At 65.2% G+C, this 14165-nt stretch carries 14 protein-coding genes and 1 pseudogene; 7 read left to right on the forward strand and 8 right to left on the reverse strand.

The genetic code is table 11. The annotated features are described in order from the left end of the window. Window positions 1-296: 296 nt before the first annotated feature. Window positions 297-656, forward strand: coding sequence for a DUF4254 domain-containing protein (locus tag ACFWO8_RS05555; protein ID WP_378946113.1), 360 nt, complete (start codon window positions 297-299; stop codon window positions 654-656). 3 nt (window positions 657-659) lie between these two features. Here the strand turns inward: ACFWO8_RS05555 and ACFWO8_RS05560 are convergent, their stop codons facing one another. Continuing rightward, window positions 660-1382 carry a GntR family transcriptional regulator gene (locus tag ACFWO8_RS05560; protein ID WP_378943988.1) on the reverse strand — a complete coding sequence of 241 codons (723 nt, stop codon included), beginning with the start codon at window positions 1380-1382 and terminating at the stop codon, window positions 660-662. A gap of 97 nt (window positions 1383-1479) precedes the next feature. Here ACFWO8_RS05560 and ACFWO8_RS05565 point away from each other — a divergent pair, with 97 nt between their 5' ends. From ACFWO8_RS05565 to ACFWO8_RS05590, 6 genes are all read left to right on the forward strand, one after another. Continuing rightward, window positions 1480-2607 (forward strand): TIGR03364 family FAD-dependent oxidoreductase, encoded by a 1128-nt coding sequence (locus ACFWO8_RS05565; protein ID WP_378943992.1) that lies wholly within the window; start codon window positions 1480-1482, stop codon window positions 2605-2607. A gap of 9 nt (window positions 2608-2616) precedes the next feature. Then, window positions 2617-3303 (forward strand): phosphonatase-like hydrolase, encoded by a 687-nt coding sequence (locus tag ACFWO8_RS05570; RefSeq protein WP_378943996.1) that lies wholly within the window; start codon window positions 2617-2619, stop codon window positions 3301-3303. A gap of 91 nt (window positions 3304-3394) precedes the next feature. Beyond that, window positions 3395-4441, forward strand: coding sequence for a 2-aminoethylphosphonate ABC transporter substrate-binding protein (locus ACFWO8_RS05575; protein ID WP_378944001.1), 1047 nt, complete (start codon window positions 3395-3397; stop codon window positions 4439-4441). Between the two features lie 28 nt (window positions 4442-4469). Next, window positions 4470-5672 (forward strand): ABC transporter ATP-binding protein, encoded by a 1203-nt coding sequence (locus ACFWO8_RS05580; RefSeq protein ID WP_378944005.1) that lies wholly within the window; start codon window positions 4470-4472, stop codon window positions 5670-5672. Between the two features lie 196 nt (window positions 5673-5868). After that, on the forward strand, window positions 5869-6735 hold the full coding sequence (locus ACFWO8_RS05585) for a 2-aminoethylphosphonate ABC transporter permease subunit (protein ID WP_378946117.1): 867 nt from the start codon (window positions 5869-5871) through the stop codon (window positions 6733-6735). A 2-nt stretch (window positions 6736-6737) separates the two neighbouring features. Further along, a complete protein-coding gene (locus ACFWO8_RS05590; protein WP_378944008.1) occupies window positions 6738-7535 on the forward strand; it encodes an ABC transporter permease in 798 nt (265 codons plus the stop codon). A gap of 137 nt (window positions 7536-7672) precedes the next feature. On the opposite strand, the pseudogene ACFWO8_RS05595 reads toward ACFWO8_RS05590, so the two are convergent. The 7 genes and pseudogenes from ACFWO8_RS05595 to ACFWO8_RS05625 all read right to left on the reverse strand — a co-directional run bounded on the left by ACFWO8_RS05595 (window position 7673) and on the right by ACFWO8_RS05625 (window position 13727). Continuing rightward, window positions 7673-8436: pseudogene (locus ACFWO8_RS05595) on the reverse strand (glucose 1-dehydrogenase). 173 nt (window positions 8437-8609) lie between these two features. Then, window positions 8610-9455, reverse strand: a complete 846-nt coding sequence (locus ACFWO8_RS05600) for a helix-turn-helix transcriptional regulator (RefSeq protein WP_378944011.1) — start codon at window positions 9453-9455, stop codon at window positions 8610-8612. Window positions 9456-9847: 392 nt separating this feature from the next. Next, window positions 9848-10465, reverse strand: coding sequence for a hypothetical protein (locus tag ACFWO8_RS05605; protein ID WP_378944014.1), 618 nt, complete (start codon window positions 10463-10465; stop codon window positions 9848-9850). Window positions 10466-10522: 57 nt separating this feature from the next. After that, window positions 10523-10897, reverse strand: a complete 375-nt coding sequence (locus tag ACFWO8_RS05610; protein WP_378944017.1) for a hypothetical protein — start codon at window positions 10895-10897, stop codon at window positions 10523-10525. Window positions 10898-10972: 75 nt separating this feature from the next. After that, window positions 10973-11413, reverse strand: a complete 441-nt coding sequence (locus ACFWO8_RS05615) for a hypothetical protein (protein WP_378944020.1) — start codon at window positions 11411-11413, stop codon at window positions 10973-10975. Between the two features lie 499 nt (window positions 11414-11912). Next, a complete protein-coding gene (locus ACFWO8_RS05620; RefSeq protein ID WP_378944023.1) occupies window positions 11913-12152 on the reverse strand; it encodes a hypothetical protein in 240 nt (79 codons plus the stop codon). Window positions 12153-13166: 1014 nt separating this feature from the next. Further along, window positions 13167-13727 (reverse strand): hypothetical protein, encoded by a 561-nt coding sequence (locus tag ACFWO8_RS05625; protein WP_378944026.1) that lies wholly within the window; start codon window positions 13725-13727, stop codon window positions 13167-13169. Window positions 13728-14165 lie beyond the last annotated feature (438 nt).

A 14165-nucleotide genomic window follows, 5' to 3' on the forward strand; every position in this document is an offset into this window, starting at 1 on the left:
AGGCCGTGCGGCGCTGCGGATGTGACCACAGGTTCTGTCAGGGCGGCTTTACTGCAGGAGTGATAACGCAATCTTGCGTTTCGTCTTCTGAGCGAGCATGATCCAGTTAGCCTGGTTGCGAACAATCCGAACAGATGACCGGGACAACCGAATCGAGAGCCAATCATGTTGGTAGACAAATCTTGGGTGTCGGGTGAATTCGGGGCCGTGCGATGAGCGCGCCGGTGATGGGGATACTGCCGACCGCTCCACAATTGTTGTGTGCATTTCAGGGGCGGCGATTTCAAGATCGCGAATTGTTGCGTTCAGCGCATGCGCTCGCTGAACTGCACGAACGGCGGGGGCAGGTGCGTGACACGGCATTGATCGCCGAGATCGATTGCCGTCGAAGTGAACTCGTCGACGACATCAACGACTGGTGTGTCCAGGAGATCCCGTTGCACCGCAACGGCGCCTCGCTGCACACCGAAAGTCTCGGTGCGGTCGTCGACCGGATGGCGCGTAGCTGGGTGGATGCCAACCAGGCCATCGACGTCGGCGGCGCGCGAAGCGACAACACGCACAAGCACTGGTACCACCTGGCCGAGCTTGTGGATGGTTACACAGATCTGGTCACCGATGTGACAGGCGGACGGCGAAGGCTGCCCGAGCAGTAGGGGTTACGCCGGCTCCGGTGACAGCCTCGCCTCGAAGGCGATGCGGTCGCCACGGTAGAGCGAGCGCACCCGTTCGATGGGTGCGCCGTCGGCGTCGACACTGCGCCGGTGCAGTAGCAACATCGGTAGTGCGGTGGTGCAGTCGAGTAGACCCGCCTCTCGCGGGGCGGCGAGTACGGTTTCGATGCGTTCGCGCGCACCGGCGAGTTCGACGCCGGTGGCGCGGATCGCGGCGTACAGCGACGTGGTGGGGTCATAGGTGCCGCGCAGGGCGGCGAAGCGGTGCAGCGGTAGGTAGGTGCTCTCCAGTCCGACGCGTTCACCGTCGGCGAGCAGTACCCGCTCCAGGTGCATCACCTCGGTGCCCAGTTCCACCTCGAGGTCGGCGGCCGTCGCCGCGTCGGCGGCGACGTCTTCCCACGCGACCAGAATGCGGCCGGGGGTGCGGCCGAGGCTGATCGCGCCCTCGGTATAGGAGCGCAGCGACAGCGGCTGCGTGAGCTTGGGCCGGGAGATCACTGTTCCGCGGCCCTGTCGTCGAATCCTGCCCTCCACCAGCAGTTCTCGCAGTGCCTGCCGCACGGTTTCGCGGGCGACGCCGAAGCGGGTGGCGAGGTCGCGTTCGGAGGGCACGGGGTCGCCCTCGGTGAGATCGGCCAGGAGTAGATCGATCTCGGTGCGAACCAGGAACACCTTCGGAACTCGGGTCGGCTGCGGCGAATCCATGCCGTCAAGCCTACCCGGATTGGTCTATACCAAAAATTAACTTGCCGTTCTCGCGGCCCACACCTATCGGTCTAGACCATTTGCCACTATCGGTGGCATGCGATTGGTCATCATCGGTGGAGGGATCCTCGGCACCGCACACGCCTGGGCGGCGATAGCTCGTGGACACGAGGTCGTGCACCTCGAACGCGAACGCGAAGCCCGCGGCGCGACGGTCCGCAACTTCGGTTTGGTCTGGGTATCGGGCCGGTCGGCGAACGAGCTCGAGCTGACACTGCGTTCGCGCGAGCTGTGGGAGGAGATCGGCGGCCGGGTCGCCGGCGTCGGCTTCCGGCCCGCGGGTTCGATCACGCTCGTGCGCACTCCCGCCGAACTCGCCGTCGCCGAGGCCGCGGCAGCCGGTGCCACCGCGGATGCCCGTGGATTCACCCTCCTCGACCCCGACCGGGTGCGCGCGATCAACCCGGCTGTGCGCGGTAAATATCTTGCGGGCCTGCACTGTTCGACCGATGCCGCGGTGGAGTCGCGCCAGGCGCTGCCCGCGCTGCGCGCCCACATGGCCGCGACCGGCCGCTACACCTTCCACGAGGGCACCGAGGCCCGCTCGGTGCTCGACACCGGCTCCGGCGCGGTCGTCGTCGACGATCACGGTCGCCGCCACGAGGCCGATCTCGTGATCCACTGCCCCGGCGCTGCCCACTCCGGGCTCACCCGCGAGCTGGCGGGCGAACTGCCGGTGCGTCGTGTGCGGCTGCAGATGATGCAGACCGCCCCGCTGGGCGAACCGCTCACCACCGCGATCGCCGACGGCGACAGCTTCCGCTATTACCCGGGTTTCGCTGGCCCACAGGTGGATTCGCTGGCCGCCGAGCAGTCTCAGACCGCCACCGCCGCCGAGCACAAGATGCAGCTGCTGTGCGTGCAGCGCCTGCACGGTGGCCTGACGATCGGTGACACCCACGAATACGTCGAACCGTTCGCCTTCGACGTCGACGAAGCGCCCTACGACCACCTCACCGAGGTGACCGAGGAACTGCTCGGCCGCAAGTTGCCGCCGATCGTGCGGCGCTGGGCGGGTGTCTACAGCCAGAGTGTCGACCCCGACGCGGTCGTCACCCGGGTACAGGCCGATACCAACGTGTGGGTCGTCACCGGCCCCGGCGGTCGCGGTATGACGCTGGGCCCCGCCATCGGCGAACAAACCGCCGGCCAGATCGGACTGTGAGGAATATCTATGTCGAACAACAAGATTCAGCTCGCCGCCCTCGACATGGCAGGAACCACCGTCGCCGACGGCGGACTCGTACTGCGCGCCTTCGAGAGCGCCGCCACCGCCGCCGGGATCGAGACCGAGGGCCCGCGCCGTGAACAGGCTCGCCGCTACGTCGTCGACACCATGGGTCAGTCCAAGATCGAGGTGTTCCGCGCGCTGCTCGACGGCGACGAGGCTGCCGCCCAGAAAGCCAACCGAGCCTTCGAAACCGCCTACGACGCCCTGGTCGACGAGGTCGAGATCGCGCCGATCCCTGGTGCGGTGGAAGCGATCACCGCGCTGCGTGACGCCGGTGTCCGGGTCGCGCTCACCACCGGATTCAGCCGGGGTACCCAGGACAAGCTCCTCGCCGCGCTGGGGTGGGCCGATCTGGTCGACCTCACCCTCGCGCCGTCCGATGCCGGTCGCGGCCGCCCCTACCCCGACATGGTGCTGGCCGCCGCGCTGCGCCTGGGCGTCGACGCCGTCGACCGGATCGCCGTACTCGGTGACACCACCAGCGATATCGCCACCGGTCTCGCTGCCGGTGCGGGCATCGTCGCGGGCGCCCTCACCGGCGCGCACAGCGCCGATCAGCTGCGCGCCGCCGGTGCCACCCATGTCGTGGCTTCGGTCGCCGAGTTCCCGGCGCTGGTCTTCGCCCACTGAAATGTGCCGTCGCGGTACTCACCGCGGCGTCTCCCTCCGATCCACCCGTCCCTGCGATTCCCCCGACATCTGAACGAAAGTTGCTGTAATCGTGCGTACTTCCCTCACCGCGCGTCGGCTGTCCAAGGCCGCGCTGCTGCTGGCCGGCGTCACCGCCGTCGCGTTCACCGGCGCCTGCGGTGGCACCGGTACCGAATCCGCGGACGGCAAGACCGTCACCGTGTACTCCGCCGACGGTGTCGGTGGCTGGTACAAGTCCCAGTTCGACGCCTTCACCGCCGAGACCGGTATCGCGGTCAACCTGGTGGAAGCGGGTTCCGGCGAGGTCGTGAACCGGGTCGACAAGGAGCAGTCCAACCCGCAGGCCGACATCGTGGTCACCTTGCCGCCGTTCATCCAGAAGGCCGAGCAGTCGGGTCTGTTGCAGCCCAGCGGCATCGACACCGCCGCTGTTCCGGCCGCGGCCAAGGATCCCGATGGCAACTATGTGACCCTGGCCAACAACTTCCTGTGCTTCATCGCCAACCCCACGGTCGACGCCTCGGCACTCACCTGGGAGGACCTGCTGAAGCCGGAGTACAAGGGCAAGCTGCAGTACTCCACCCCCGGCCAGGCCGGTGACGGTACCGCGGTGCTGGTGCTGCTGCAGCAGTTGCGCGGCAAGCAGGGCGCCCTCGACTACCTGGCCGCGCTGCAGGCCAACAATGTGGGCCCGTCGTCCTCGACCGGCAAGCTGCAGGCCAAGGTCGACAAAGGCGAGCTGCTCATCGCCAACGGTGACGTGCAGATGAACCTGACCACGGTGCAGGAGAAGGGCTCCAAGTTCAACGTCTTCTTCCCGGCCGCCGACGGCAAGCGCTCCACCGTGGCTGTCCCGTACATGATGGGTCTGGCCAAGGGCGCGCCGCACAAGGACGACGCCACCAAGCTGATGAGCTTTCTGATGGCCCCGGCCGCGCAGGCGAAGCTGGGCCCCGAGGCCTTCGCCGTGTCGCCCCGCACCGATGTGCCGGCCCCGGCCGATGGTGGTCCAGCGGCCGCGCTGACGGGTGTCGAGGTGGTCCCGGTCGACTGGAACAAGGTGCTGACCGAGCTGGACGCCGATGTCGCGGCGTACCAGAAGGCAACCGGCAGCTGAATGCGGCTGTGATCCAAGGGAGTTGATGATGTCCGACGGTGACCTCCAGATGAAATCCGCGACCTCGGTGGCGGCAACCAACGAGCCCGCGATCGTGTTCGACCGGGTCGGGGTCAGCTATGGCAGGGGCCGCAAGGCCGCCGTCGCGCTGGCCGATTTCACCCTGCGCGTCGCCGTCGGCGAGACCGTCGCGCTCCTCGGCCCGAGTGGGTCGGGCAAGTCGACCGCGCTCAAGGCGCTGGCAGGCTTCGTCCGGCCCACCTCGGGAACGGTCCGCCTCGCGGGCCGCGACGTCACCGATCTCTCGCCCGCCAAGCGCGGCATCGGCGTTGTCGTGCAGTCCTACGCGCTGTTCCCGCACATGACCGTGCACAGCAATGTGGCGTTCGGCTTGACATCGCATCGGGTGGCGCGGGCGGAGATCGCCGCGCGGGTCACCGAGGCGCTCGACATGGTCGGGATGGGTGGTTATGCCGAGCGGCTGCCGCGTGAACTGTCCGGCGGTCAGCAGCAGCGCGTGGCGATCGCTCGCGCGTTGGCTATCAAGCCCAGCGTGTTGTTGCTCGACGAGCCACTCGCGGCCCTCGACGCGCAGCTGCGACATTCGATGCTCGGCGAGTTACAGGCACTGCGAAAAGCGTTGCCCGACACCGCGATGCTCTACGTCACCCACGATCAGGCCGAGGCGCTGGCGCTGGCGGACCGGATCGCGGTGATGCGCGATTCCCGGCTCGTCGACATCGACACCGCCGAGAATCTCTGGCAGCGCCCGCCCACCGACTTCACCGCCGGTTTCCTCGGTGGCGCGAACCTGGTGCCCTGCACGGTCAACCACGTCACCGGCACCGCCGCCCTGGTCACCGCGGGCACCAAGACCCTGCGCGCGCAGGCTCCACAACCCGGTGTCGGACTGGCGGAGTGGGCACTCGACGACGATGCCCTACTCTGCATCCGCCCACACACGATCACGATCTGTAGGCCCAGCGATCGGGATGCCTTGCGCGCCACCGTCCTCACCTCGGTATGGCGGGGCGCGACGACCAGGGTCGAACTCGCGGTCGACGGGCTGTCCGATGCGCTGGCTGCCGATGTGTCGGGGCATTTCACCACAGAAGTCGGTGCCGTCGTCGGAGTGCAGCTCCCTGATCCGGCGGGGGTGCTCATCCCTCGCGTGATCGGTGAGGCATCCACCGTGACGGGCAATTCCATTCCACCGGAGAACGCGTCATGAACACAACGTCGTCGATCCTGCCACGAGGCGTACGGCCCGGTGAGAGCCTCGTCTCCTCGGAGCCACTCGGTAACGTCGCCGGTCGACCGACCGCCGACGCGGCACACGATCTGCTCATCACAGCCGACCGACACACCATCGGACTGTGCGAGTGTGAGGTGCTGTCGTGAGTGCTGTCGTTCTCGATCAGCCCGATATGTCGCCGCCGTCGAAGGATCGCGCACCGCGTCGGTCGTGGTTGCCGATTCTCTGGACGCTGCCGCCCGTGCTCGTGGTGCTCGGCATCGCCGGTTATCCGATTCTGCGGGTGCTGACCGAGTCGACCCAGACCCCGACCGGTCGCGGCATCGAGGTGTGGACCTCGGTGCTCGCGTCCGAGACGTTCCGGGAAGCGTTGTGGCGCACCGTTTCCATCGCCGTCTGCGCCACGGCTGGGTGCCTGGTCCTCGGCACGTTCCTGGCGATCGTGCTGGCCTTCGTGCCGTTCCCTGGATCCGGTCTGGTCGGCAGGCTCATCGACACGATTCTGACGTTGCCGTCTTTCCTGATCACGCTCGCCTTCACCTTCCTCTACGGGACGGCAGGCGCGGTGAATGCCCTGATCGCCGAATTGACCGGTGCGACAACACCGGTCATCGACTTTCTGACGACTCCGCTCGGCGTGATCCTCGCCGAGATCACCTACTTCACCCCGTTCGTGGTGCGCCCGGTGCTTGCCGCGTTCGCGCAGATGCCCCGCGAACAACTCGATGTGGCAGCAAGTCTCGGCGCTTCGCCGTGGCGGGTGCTGCGTCAGGTGGTGCTGCCCGAAGCATGGCCCGCGCTCGCGGCGGGCGGCTCGCTGGTGCTGCTGCTCACGCTCAACGAGTTCGGCATCGTGTTGTTCACCGGCGCGAAGGGTGTCATCACCCTGCCCGCGCTGATCTACACCCGCGGCATCGTCACCTTCGACCTGCCCGGCGCGGCCGTGCTGGCCTCGGTACAGGTGCTGCTCTCGCTGAGCCTCTATCTCGTCTACCGGTTCGTGTTCGCCCGGTTCATTGCCCGCCCGAAGGGGGACTGATCGTGCTCGTCTGGACTCCTCGCGGAAAAGCGCTGGTACTCGGTGTTTTCGCGCTGGTCGTCGGGGTGGTCTTCGTCGCCCCGATCGCGACCGTGATCGCCGCCGCACTGGCGGGCACTTGGACCGGCCCACTGCCCTCGGACCTCGGCTTCACCAATATCGGCAACGCGCTCAGCGGCGAACAGGCGGCCAGCCTCTCGGTGAGCCTGCAAACCGCCCTGCTCGCCGGCGCGATCTCCCTCGTCCTCGGCACCTGGGCGGCCCTGGCCTCCCGAGAAGCCCCCTCCTGGTTGCGCCGGCTCACCGACGCGGTCTTCCACCTGCCCGTCGCAGTTCCCTCGGTGGCGGTCGGCCTCGGCGTTCTCATCGCCTTCAACGAGCGCCCGCTCCTGCTCGGCGGCACCAAGTGGATCGTGATCCTCGCCCACGCGGTCTTGGTCCTGGCCTACGCCTTCAGCGCCGTCTCCGCCGCCCTCGACCGTCTCGACCCCGCGTACCGCCAGGCCGCCGAATCCCTTGGCGCAGGACCAGTCCGAGTCCTCTGCCGAATCACCCTGCCGCTGCTGTTGCCCGCCCTCGGTGCCGCTGCGGGCTTGGCGGTCGCCCTGTCGATGGGCGAACTCGGCGCGACCATCATGGTCTACCCCGCCACCTGGAAGACGTTGCCCGTCAGCATCTTCGCCCAGACCGACCGCGGTGAGGTGTTCGATGCCGCGGCCGGAACCACCGTCCTCGTGGTGGTCACGCTGGTGGTCTTGGTCGTCCTCGGCCGCATTCGAGGACGCGCGGCTCTGCGCTGAAGGCAGATGGTCGTGCCGGACGGGCTGCGCTGCGCGTTCACCAATCGGTTCGTCGGTCGATTTCCGACCGAAACGCGAAGTGGTGAACGCTCAGCGCAATTCCCCGCGATCAGGTTCCACTGCGCGCGACCCGGTGACTACAGGAGCGCCGATGCGTCGACTGCGGTGAGCCCGCCGTCGACGCGGAGGTCGTGGCCGTTGATGAAGGTTGCGTCGGACGAAGCCAAGAAGGCGACGGCGGCGGCGACGTCTTCGGCAGTGCCGACACGGCCTGCGGGGGACAGGGCAGCGACTCCCTGCTGAGCGGCTTCGGAAAGCTCCGCGCGGAAGGCCGGGGTATCGATGTAGCCGGGGCTGACCGAGTTCACGCGGATACGCCGGCCGCCAATTCCGCTGCGAGAGTGCGGGTCAGGTTGTGGACTGCCGCTTTACTCGCGGAGTACAGGGCGGAGCCGGGGACGCCGCGGTGCAGCCCGAATGAGGCGTTGATGACGATCGAGGCATGGTCGGGGAGCAATGGGAGGGTCTTCTGAATAGTGAAGAAGGCACCCTTGAGGTTGCTGCCGATCACCTGGTCGAACAGTGCCCCGGTCACCTGATCGATCGGCTGAAACGAACCGATGCCCGCGTTCGCGAACACCAGATCAAGGTGATCGAAGCGGTCGGCAACCGCCGTGGCGAGAATATCCAGATCGCCGAGATCATTAGCGTCACCGGCGATTCCGTGCGCCTGCCCACCGAGCTCGGCAACGGCCGCATCGAGCCGCTCCTTGTCTCGCCCGGTGACCACCACCCGAGCCCCCTCCGCGATCAACCGACGCGCGGTGGCCAAACCCATCCCGCTACTGCCGCCGGTGATCAGCGCGGTCTTGCCTTCGAATCGAGAACTGTTGTGCGTCATGGATTCAGCGTGGCGGGCGGCCGACCGAGTAGGCAGTGCGCATTTATCAGGGGTGTGCCACCACCAGGCTGGCCGTCGTCGCAGAGACGGCGGCAATTCGATTGTGTAGACCCGGGCCGCGCCACTTAGCCGTCCGACGCCTCACGGTGTATGACTATGCGCGCAGTCGGTGGCTACGCCGATTCGGTCAGGTGCAATCGGGGGAGTCCGGCCAGGCGTTGGGCGGTGTCGGTGTTCAGTTGCGGGTTGTATAGCACCAGTGACCAATTCGGGTGGTCGGCGACGGTGAGCGTGGTGGCATCGAAGTAGAGATCGCCGACCTCGGGATGGTGCAGGGCATTCACGGCTTGGAGCGGCGCACCGACTTCGTGGCGCTCCCAGAGTTCAGCGAACTCCGGCTCCGAAGCAGCGAGTTCGCTTGCTACACGCTGAAATTCGCTGTCATGCGGCACGAGGGCCGCGTCCGCGCGATAGGCGGCGACCACGCCAGGGGCGGCATCGGCCCACAGCTCAGGCAGTTCTCGGTAGCGGGGGCTGGTGAAGAACGTCACCAGGCAGTTGTGCGGCTCGCCGTCGTCGCACCCGAACACGCGCCCCGCAAGCGCGTTGAACGCCAAGATGTTCCAGTACCGATCGCGCACAACAGCAGGCCCCCGCTCCCACCCGTCGATCACCGCCCGCACCTGCGCGGTCACCTCCGTCGCCGACCCACCCGCAGGCGGCGGATTGAGTCCCGCGAGCAAATACAAATGCACCCGCTCCGACCCACTCAACCGCAACACCCCCGCCACCGAATCGAGCACCTCACCCGACACCGTGATGTCACGCCCTTGCTCCAGCCAGGTGTACCAAGACACCCCAACCCCGGCCAACATCGCCACTTCTTCACGCCGCAGCCCAGGCGTCCGCCGCCGCCCCACCACCGGCAGCCCCACCTCGCCCGGACCGATCCGCGCCCGCCGCGACCGCAGGAAATCGCGCAGCTCCTCGCGCCGCCGGGCAGATGACGCACTGACCATGCAACCAAGGTAGCAACGTGGAAGTCGGGGTGCCGCTCGATGCAACTGGCGAACAGGCATATTTCTGCCACCGAACCTGGCTCAGTGAGCGTTTGGTCAGCGGCTTCGCTGCTGCCGGTGGAGCAAACCGGCCCACTTCGAGTGGCAACCCGGGCCCGAAGGCTTGCCACTCAAAATGGGCTACCGCAGGTCAAGGGCGGCACGTGGCTCAGATTCACTGACAAAGGACAATTCACCGATAAACGACGTCAGAATTCACCAGCACAACCAAGCGCAGGCGAGCAAGTCTTCTCGAGACGTCTACCCACGTGCTCGAGCCAAGTCAAAGGCGGTAAATGCAGGTACCCACGCACGACCGGTCATCGAGGACGCGATAATCGGCAGCGGCGCGTTCACCTGACACGACCAGGTCGGCGCGCACGGTCTGATTGCCGCGGTACCAATCGGTTTCGCGCGCGATCGTCTCGATGCAACGTGCTGAGTTCCTGTTCGGACAGTGGACGCGGCCGTGTCATCCGAAATGCGCCAGACTTGCGGTCGATGTAGAGATATGTTGGGTAGCTCCCGGATTCAGCGCACTGCCAGTGCTTTTTGCTGGCGGCAATCTGTACCGTCAGCCTTTCGGCGGGGCCGGTCAGCAGATCCGCCGACATCTGCTCGGCGTCGGCACGGCTCACTGGTCCGGCATCGCTGAGGTACGAGAACAACCGGGTCACATAGTCCGCCCATCGGCGCACCCACGCATCATGGCTCGTCGGCGCTCGTGCGGCGGCAACTTGCAACGCTGAATAAGCGTCCGAGATTTGCCAGCCCACAATCCGGCGGGAGTAGTCGTGCAAGACTGCGGCACAGTAGCGCTGTTTGGGGCAGTCGGCATCCTCGGCAGCACCCAACAGGAGTGTCAGCCCTGCCGGGTCGTGGAGCATCACGTCTTCGTCCTGGTCGATCAACACCGCATCGGGATCAGTTGCCCAGACCCAGAAGGAATGTTCGTCGACGAAGGGCCACACTCCCGTAACCTATCTCAGGCGCCGTCGGCTGGGCCGGTCAACTCGTTCAGCGGCATGTCAGTGCATTCCGGTGCCGCGCTGGTCGGCGGTTACTGCAGCTTTGTTGTAGACCAGCGAATACCGCCAGAACAGGCGTCGACGGATGCGCGCTCCAGGTAGATACTCGGCTGCCGCACAGCGGATCTCGGTCAGCGTTTCGCATGGTGTCGCGGTCGGCACGGTCATCTTGATCGGGAGTTGGTCGCTCGGGTGAGGGTGCTTGATCTTGCCCACAATCAGATTCGCTACCGAGGCGACGGCGCCCGTTGCGTAGTCGATCGGGCCTGCATCGCGGAAGCACCCGATGACGACCAGTCGGCCGCCGGGGGACAAAAGCCGGTCCAGCTCACGCAGGGTATCGATCAACGGAAGCTGGTGCAGGGTAGCGACCACCTGATCGGCCCCGTGGATTCTCGGCCGTGTGGACCAGCCGCACGGCCGAGCGGGCTACCCCCCACCAAGCCTCCACTATTGGCCTTTCAACGCTCGATCGGCACGGTTGACGAAGGTCGCGGTTGTGAAAGTGCCGATTGCGAGGACGACCATCAGAATCTTCGCGGGCCAAGGCCCTTCGATGAGGGCGCCCACCGCTCCCAGTAGGACGAGGCCGCCCGTGATGACCAACATCGCGGTCGCCCTGGTCGTTCCGTTGATCTCGCCACGTAGAATCCGCCGCGACGCCGTGAGCAGGCTGAGAGCGGGAATCCCAGGCAACAGCGCGACCACGCAGACGACGATCAGATACTCAGGATTGACCAGCCCGGACACCACGAGTCCGACAGAGCAGGCCGCAAGCGCGACGCCCAGCGCAATTCCGGCGGATCCGGCAAGGCGGGTCAATCGCCGAACGGCGGGCTGGTTCGCGTAGGGCGACTGCACGCCCGCCTGCATCGCATCGATCTGAGACATTCGAAAACCCCCATGTGACAGTTGAAATGGCGAGCGAGGACGGGTTTTCGCATCTCATCCGACTACCCGAATACCCCCGGTCCGTACGCTACCGCCCACCATCGAGTTCGGTGACGAGATGTGGCGATCCGCCCCGGAACTGCGTGCCGCACTCGCCACGGATCCGGAGTATCGAGACATGGTTCGCGAGGCCCTCGACTTCGTGATCGCACGACACCCAACACCGGAAGAGTGGTCCGACCCGACCCACATTTGATTTTTCGATCAACAAGAACTAGACGAGTACCTGCACGCCTTCCGCGACTATCTTTTCGATCATCGTCCGGAGCCGATCTACCCTCCCGATAACGAGCGGCTCCCACCGGAGCTGGACCCCGCTTCATCCACCAACGATCAGTGACGGGCCGGATGACTATGGACGGGCTGCCAGAGGAAGCGCGCCGCTACATTACAGGATGTGTTCGCATGAGTATGCGCGAGTGAACTCAGTTCGTTCGGCTCACAGCTCGAACAACGGTTCGTATCGGGTTCCTTCGGATGTGAAGATCAGAATGTAGTCCTCGCAGGCCGGCGTCGTGGTCTGCCGAAGTTGTTCCAGGACTTCTGATTCAGAGGAAAGCTCCAATCCGAGCGCTACGGCGGCGCGGTCGCGGCGATCGAACATATCCGGAAGTTCGCGCAAACATTCTGCTGACGCTTTGTGGCTCAGGTCCGGGTGAGCGATGGGCAGTCGCGCCACCAGGGGACAACGAACAAGAGCTTCGTCTTGCCGAGGGCGCGAACCTGCGACGGACCCTGTCGACATTCAGAAACGCACTGGCAGCGCTCAGTGCGCTGCGGTGTGCTTCACGGTCATTTCGGTCAGCGAGCCTGGTCGGCGCCATCTGTGCCGGCGCCCAGGTCCGCAAACTGAAAGGTGGCTAGGTCGATGCGGTGCCACGCGATTCCACGCCGTGTCACCATCCGCCACGGCCGCGCAACACAGGGGTCTTCGACCATGCCAGCACATGCACGAGGCCGCCGTGTCGGAAATGTCGCTCCCTCAACGCAGCTCGTCGGTCATCGCACCAGGCCAAGCGATCCGTTCCCGTCGGACTCACGGGAACGATACTGCTAGGCCTAATCGCGGCAATGTATCCGCTCTGCCGGTACTCGAGCGAGACCGACAACTTCCGCGACACGATTCTGGTGGCCGTCAGACCCGTCGCTCAGTCTCAGAAAGGTGGGCCCAGCCCAACCGTGGCCGCGATGCTTCGAAAGATCGCCGGGGTGCTTGACGCCCGTGACGCCACGTGGTCGAGACTGCACGAGTCCTGCTCACAGAGCCTGTGGGAAGGACACTACAGAACCGACGCAGCAACTCGCATAGCCGGTGGACCCGCGATCAGGGCCCAGTCAATACGACTGGTGCGCACCAGCTTCGCGATATGTATTCGATCGCTCTCGATCACACATTTCCGAAGCTCTGATGCCAAAGGTCGATGCGAGTCCCCTATCGCGCACCCGCCGACATTCTGCGCGTACAAATTCGGCCTGCGGATAGGTCGCTCTGATCCGGTCTCGACCGGTAACCAGAACGAGGAACGTCTCTCGCCGACTGTGAATTCGGAGCGTTCGCAAATGATCAATCGGCCACGAGTCTGACCGCGAGATTTGCCGCGCGGCCCGCTCGGCACCAGCTTTTCATTGAAGTATTCGAAGCACGCGTCTGCAACTTTGTGCGATTCTCGCCATTCGGATGTGTCACATGACACTAGTACCGAGGAGATCTGCCGGGAAAGAATGCATTTGGGTAAGTCGCCGAAATTTCACCCGCTTTGTCCCGATCCGCAGTGTCCAAATCGTCGAACCTTTGCAGTAGTTTCACCGCGACTAACGCGGTGGTTCGATGCTTCGCCACAGCACCAGCGAAGGTCGCATCAGGGTCGTTAAGGCTGAAGACCTTGGCAGTTGCATGCACTGCTTCGTTGCGGACCTTAGTCCACTCCCAGATCGCCTCGATGACGGCGATAAAGGAGGGATCCTTTTCAACAGCTGGGTTATCGTCGAGTTTGTACCCTTTCAGGAGTTTGGCACATAAATTCCCAGTTGTGTCTTTAGCGGTGGGTAACTGTTTGCGAATATGCCAGTACCGGCTCGCTAGGCGGTCACTCAGCAATGAATCAAGAATCGCCACGGCCTCCAGGTAGTGCCCGGTTTCGATCGATTCCATCACCCAGTCGAAGGCCGCCGTGTAACGGCGGGTACGTCGGTCTCCGAGACGGTCATCATACGCGGGTAGTCGAATATTACTGTGCGGCAATGATTTTCCCATCTCGAAACCAACCTGCTACCCACACCGTACTCGATCTCCTACCCTCAAGCTCCCACGCGCCCGACGTGCGCGAACGACTAGTGTGCAGCAGTCCGTGCTTCACCCTGACCTGCACCCAGGTGCCCTCGATACCAGGCCTGGTGGGCCAATCCGGCAAGGTCTCGTGGCGGCGCAATTCTGCTCGTGCCCAGTCGAACGGATTCTCATCGTCTCCGAACCTATGCACAGTCCGAGCCAGATGCTTTGCTCGCGCCACGATCGCGCCTTCGCTGCGATGGTGTTCCGCTGTGGTCGCCGCCAGTGGGTCGTCGGCGCGCAGGGCTCAAAGTAGCTGCCGGTCCTCATCTTCAGGCCACTTCTGGCCTGTCCTCGCCAGCGTCACTGTTCGACCATATGCGACGACCACTCGGAGTCTCCATGCCTGGAACCGACCACGAG

Origin of the sequence: Nocardia sp. NPDC058480, from assembly GCF_042720495.1 — a bacterium.
GTDB lineage: Bacteria > Actinomycetota > Actinomycetes > Mycobacteriales > Mycobacteriaceae > Nocardia.

Excerpts from the sequence above, each read along its gene's own strand:
- ACFWO8_RS05560 (WP_378943988.1), bottom strand. The coding sequence starts at position 1,382 with ATGGATTCGCCGCAGCCGACCCGAGTTCCGAAGGTGTTCCTGGTTCGC.
- ACFWO8_RS05570 (WP_378943996.1), top strand. The coding sequence starts at position 2,617 with ATGTCGAACAACAAGATTCAGCTCGCCGCCCTCGACATGGCAGGAACC.
- ACFWO8_RS05585 (WP_378946117.1), top strand. The coding sequence starts at position 5,869 with ATGTCGCCGCCGTCGAAGGATCGCGCACCGCGTCGGTCGTGGTTGCCG.
- ACFWO8_RS05615 (WP_378944020.1), bottom strand. The coding sequence starts at position 11,413 with ATGTCTCAGATCGATGCGATGCAGGCGGGCGTGCAGTCGCCCTACGCG.
- ACFWO8_RS05625 (WP_378944026.1), bottom strand. The coding sequence starts at position 13,727 with ATGGGAAAATCATTGCCGCACAGTAATATTCGACTACCCGCGTATGAT.
- ACFWO8_RS05565 (WP_378943992.1), top strand. The coding sequence starts at position 1,480 with ATGCGATTGGTCATCATCGGTGGAGGGATCCTCGGCACCGCACACGCC.
- ACFWO8_RS05600 (WP_378944011.1), bottom strand. The coding sequence starts at position 9,455 with ATGGTCAGTGCGTCATCTGCCCGGCGGCGCGAGGAGCTGCGCGATTTC.
- ACFWO8_RS05580 (WP_378944005.1), top strand. The coding sequence starts at position 4,470 with ATGTCCGACGGTGACCTCCAGATGAAATCCGCGACCTCGGTGGCGGCA.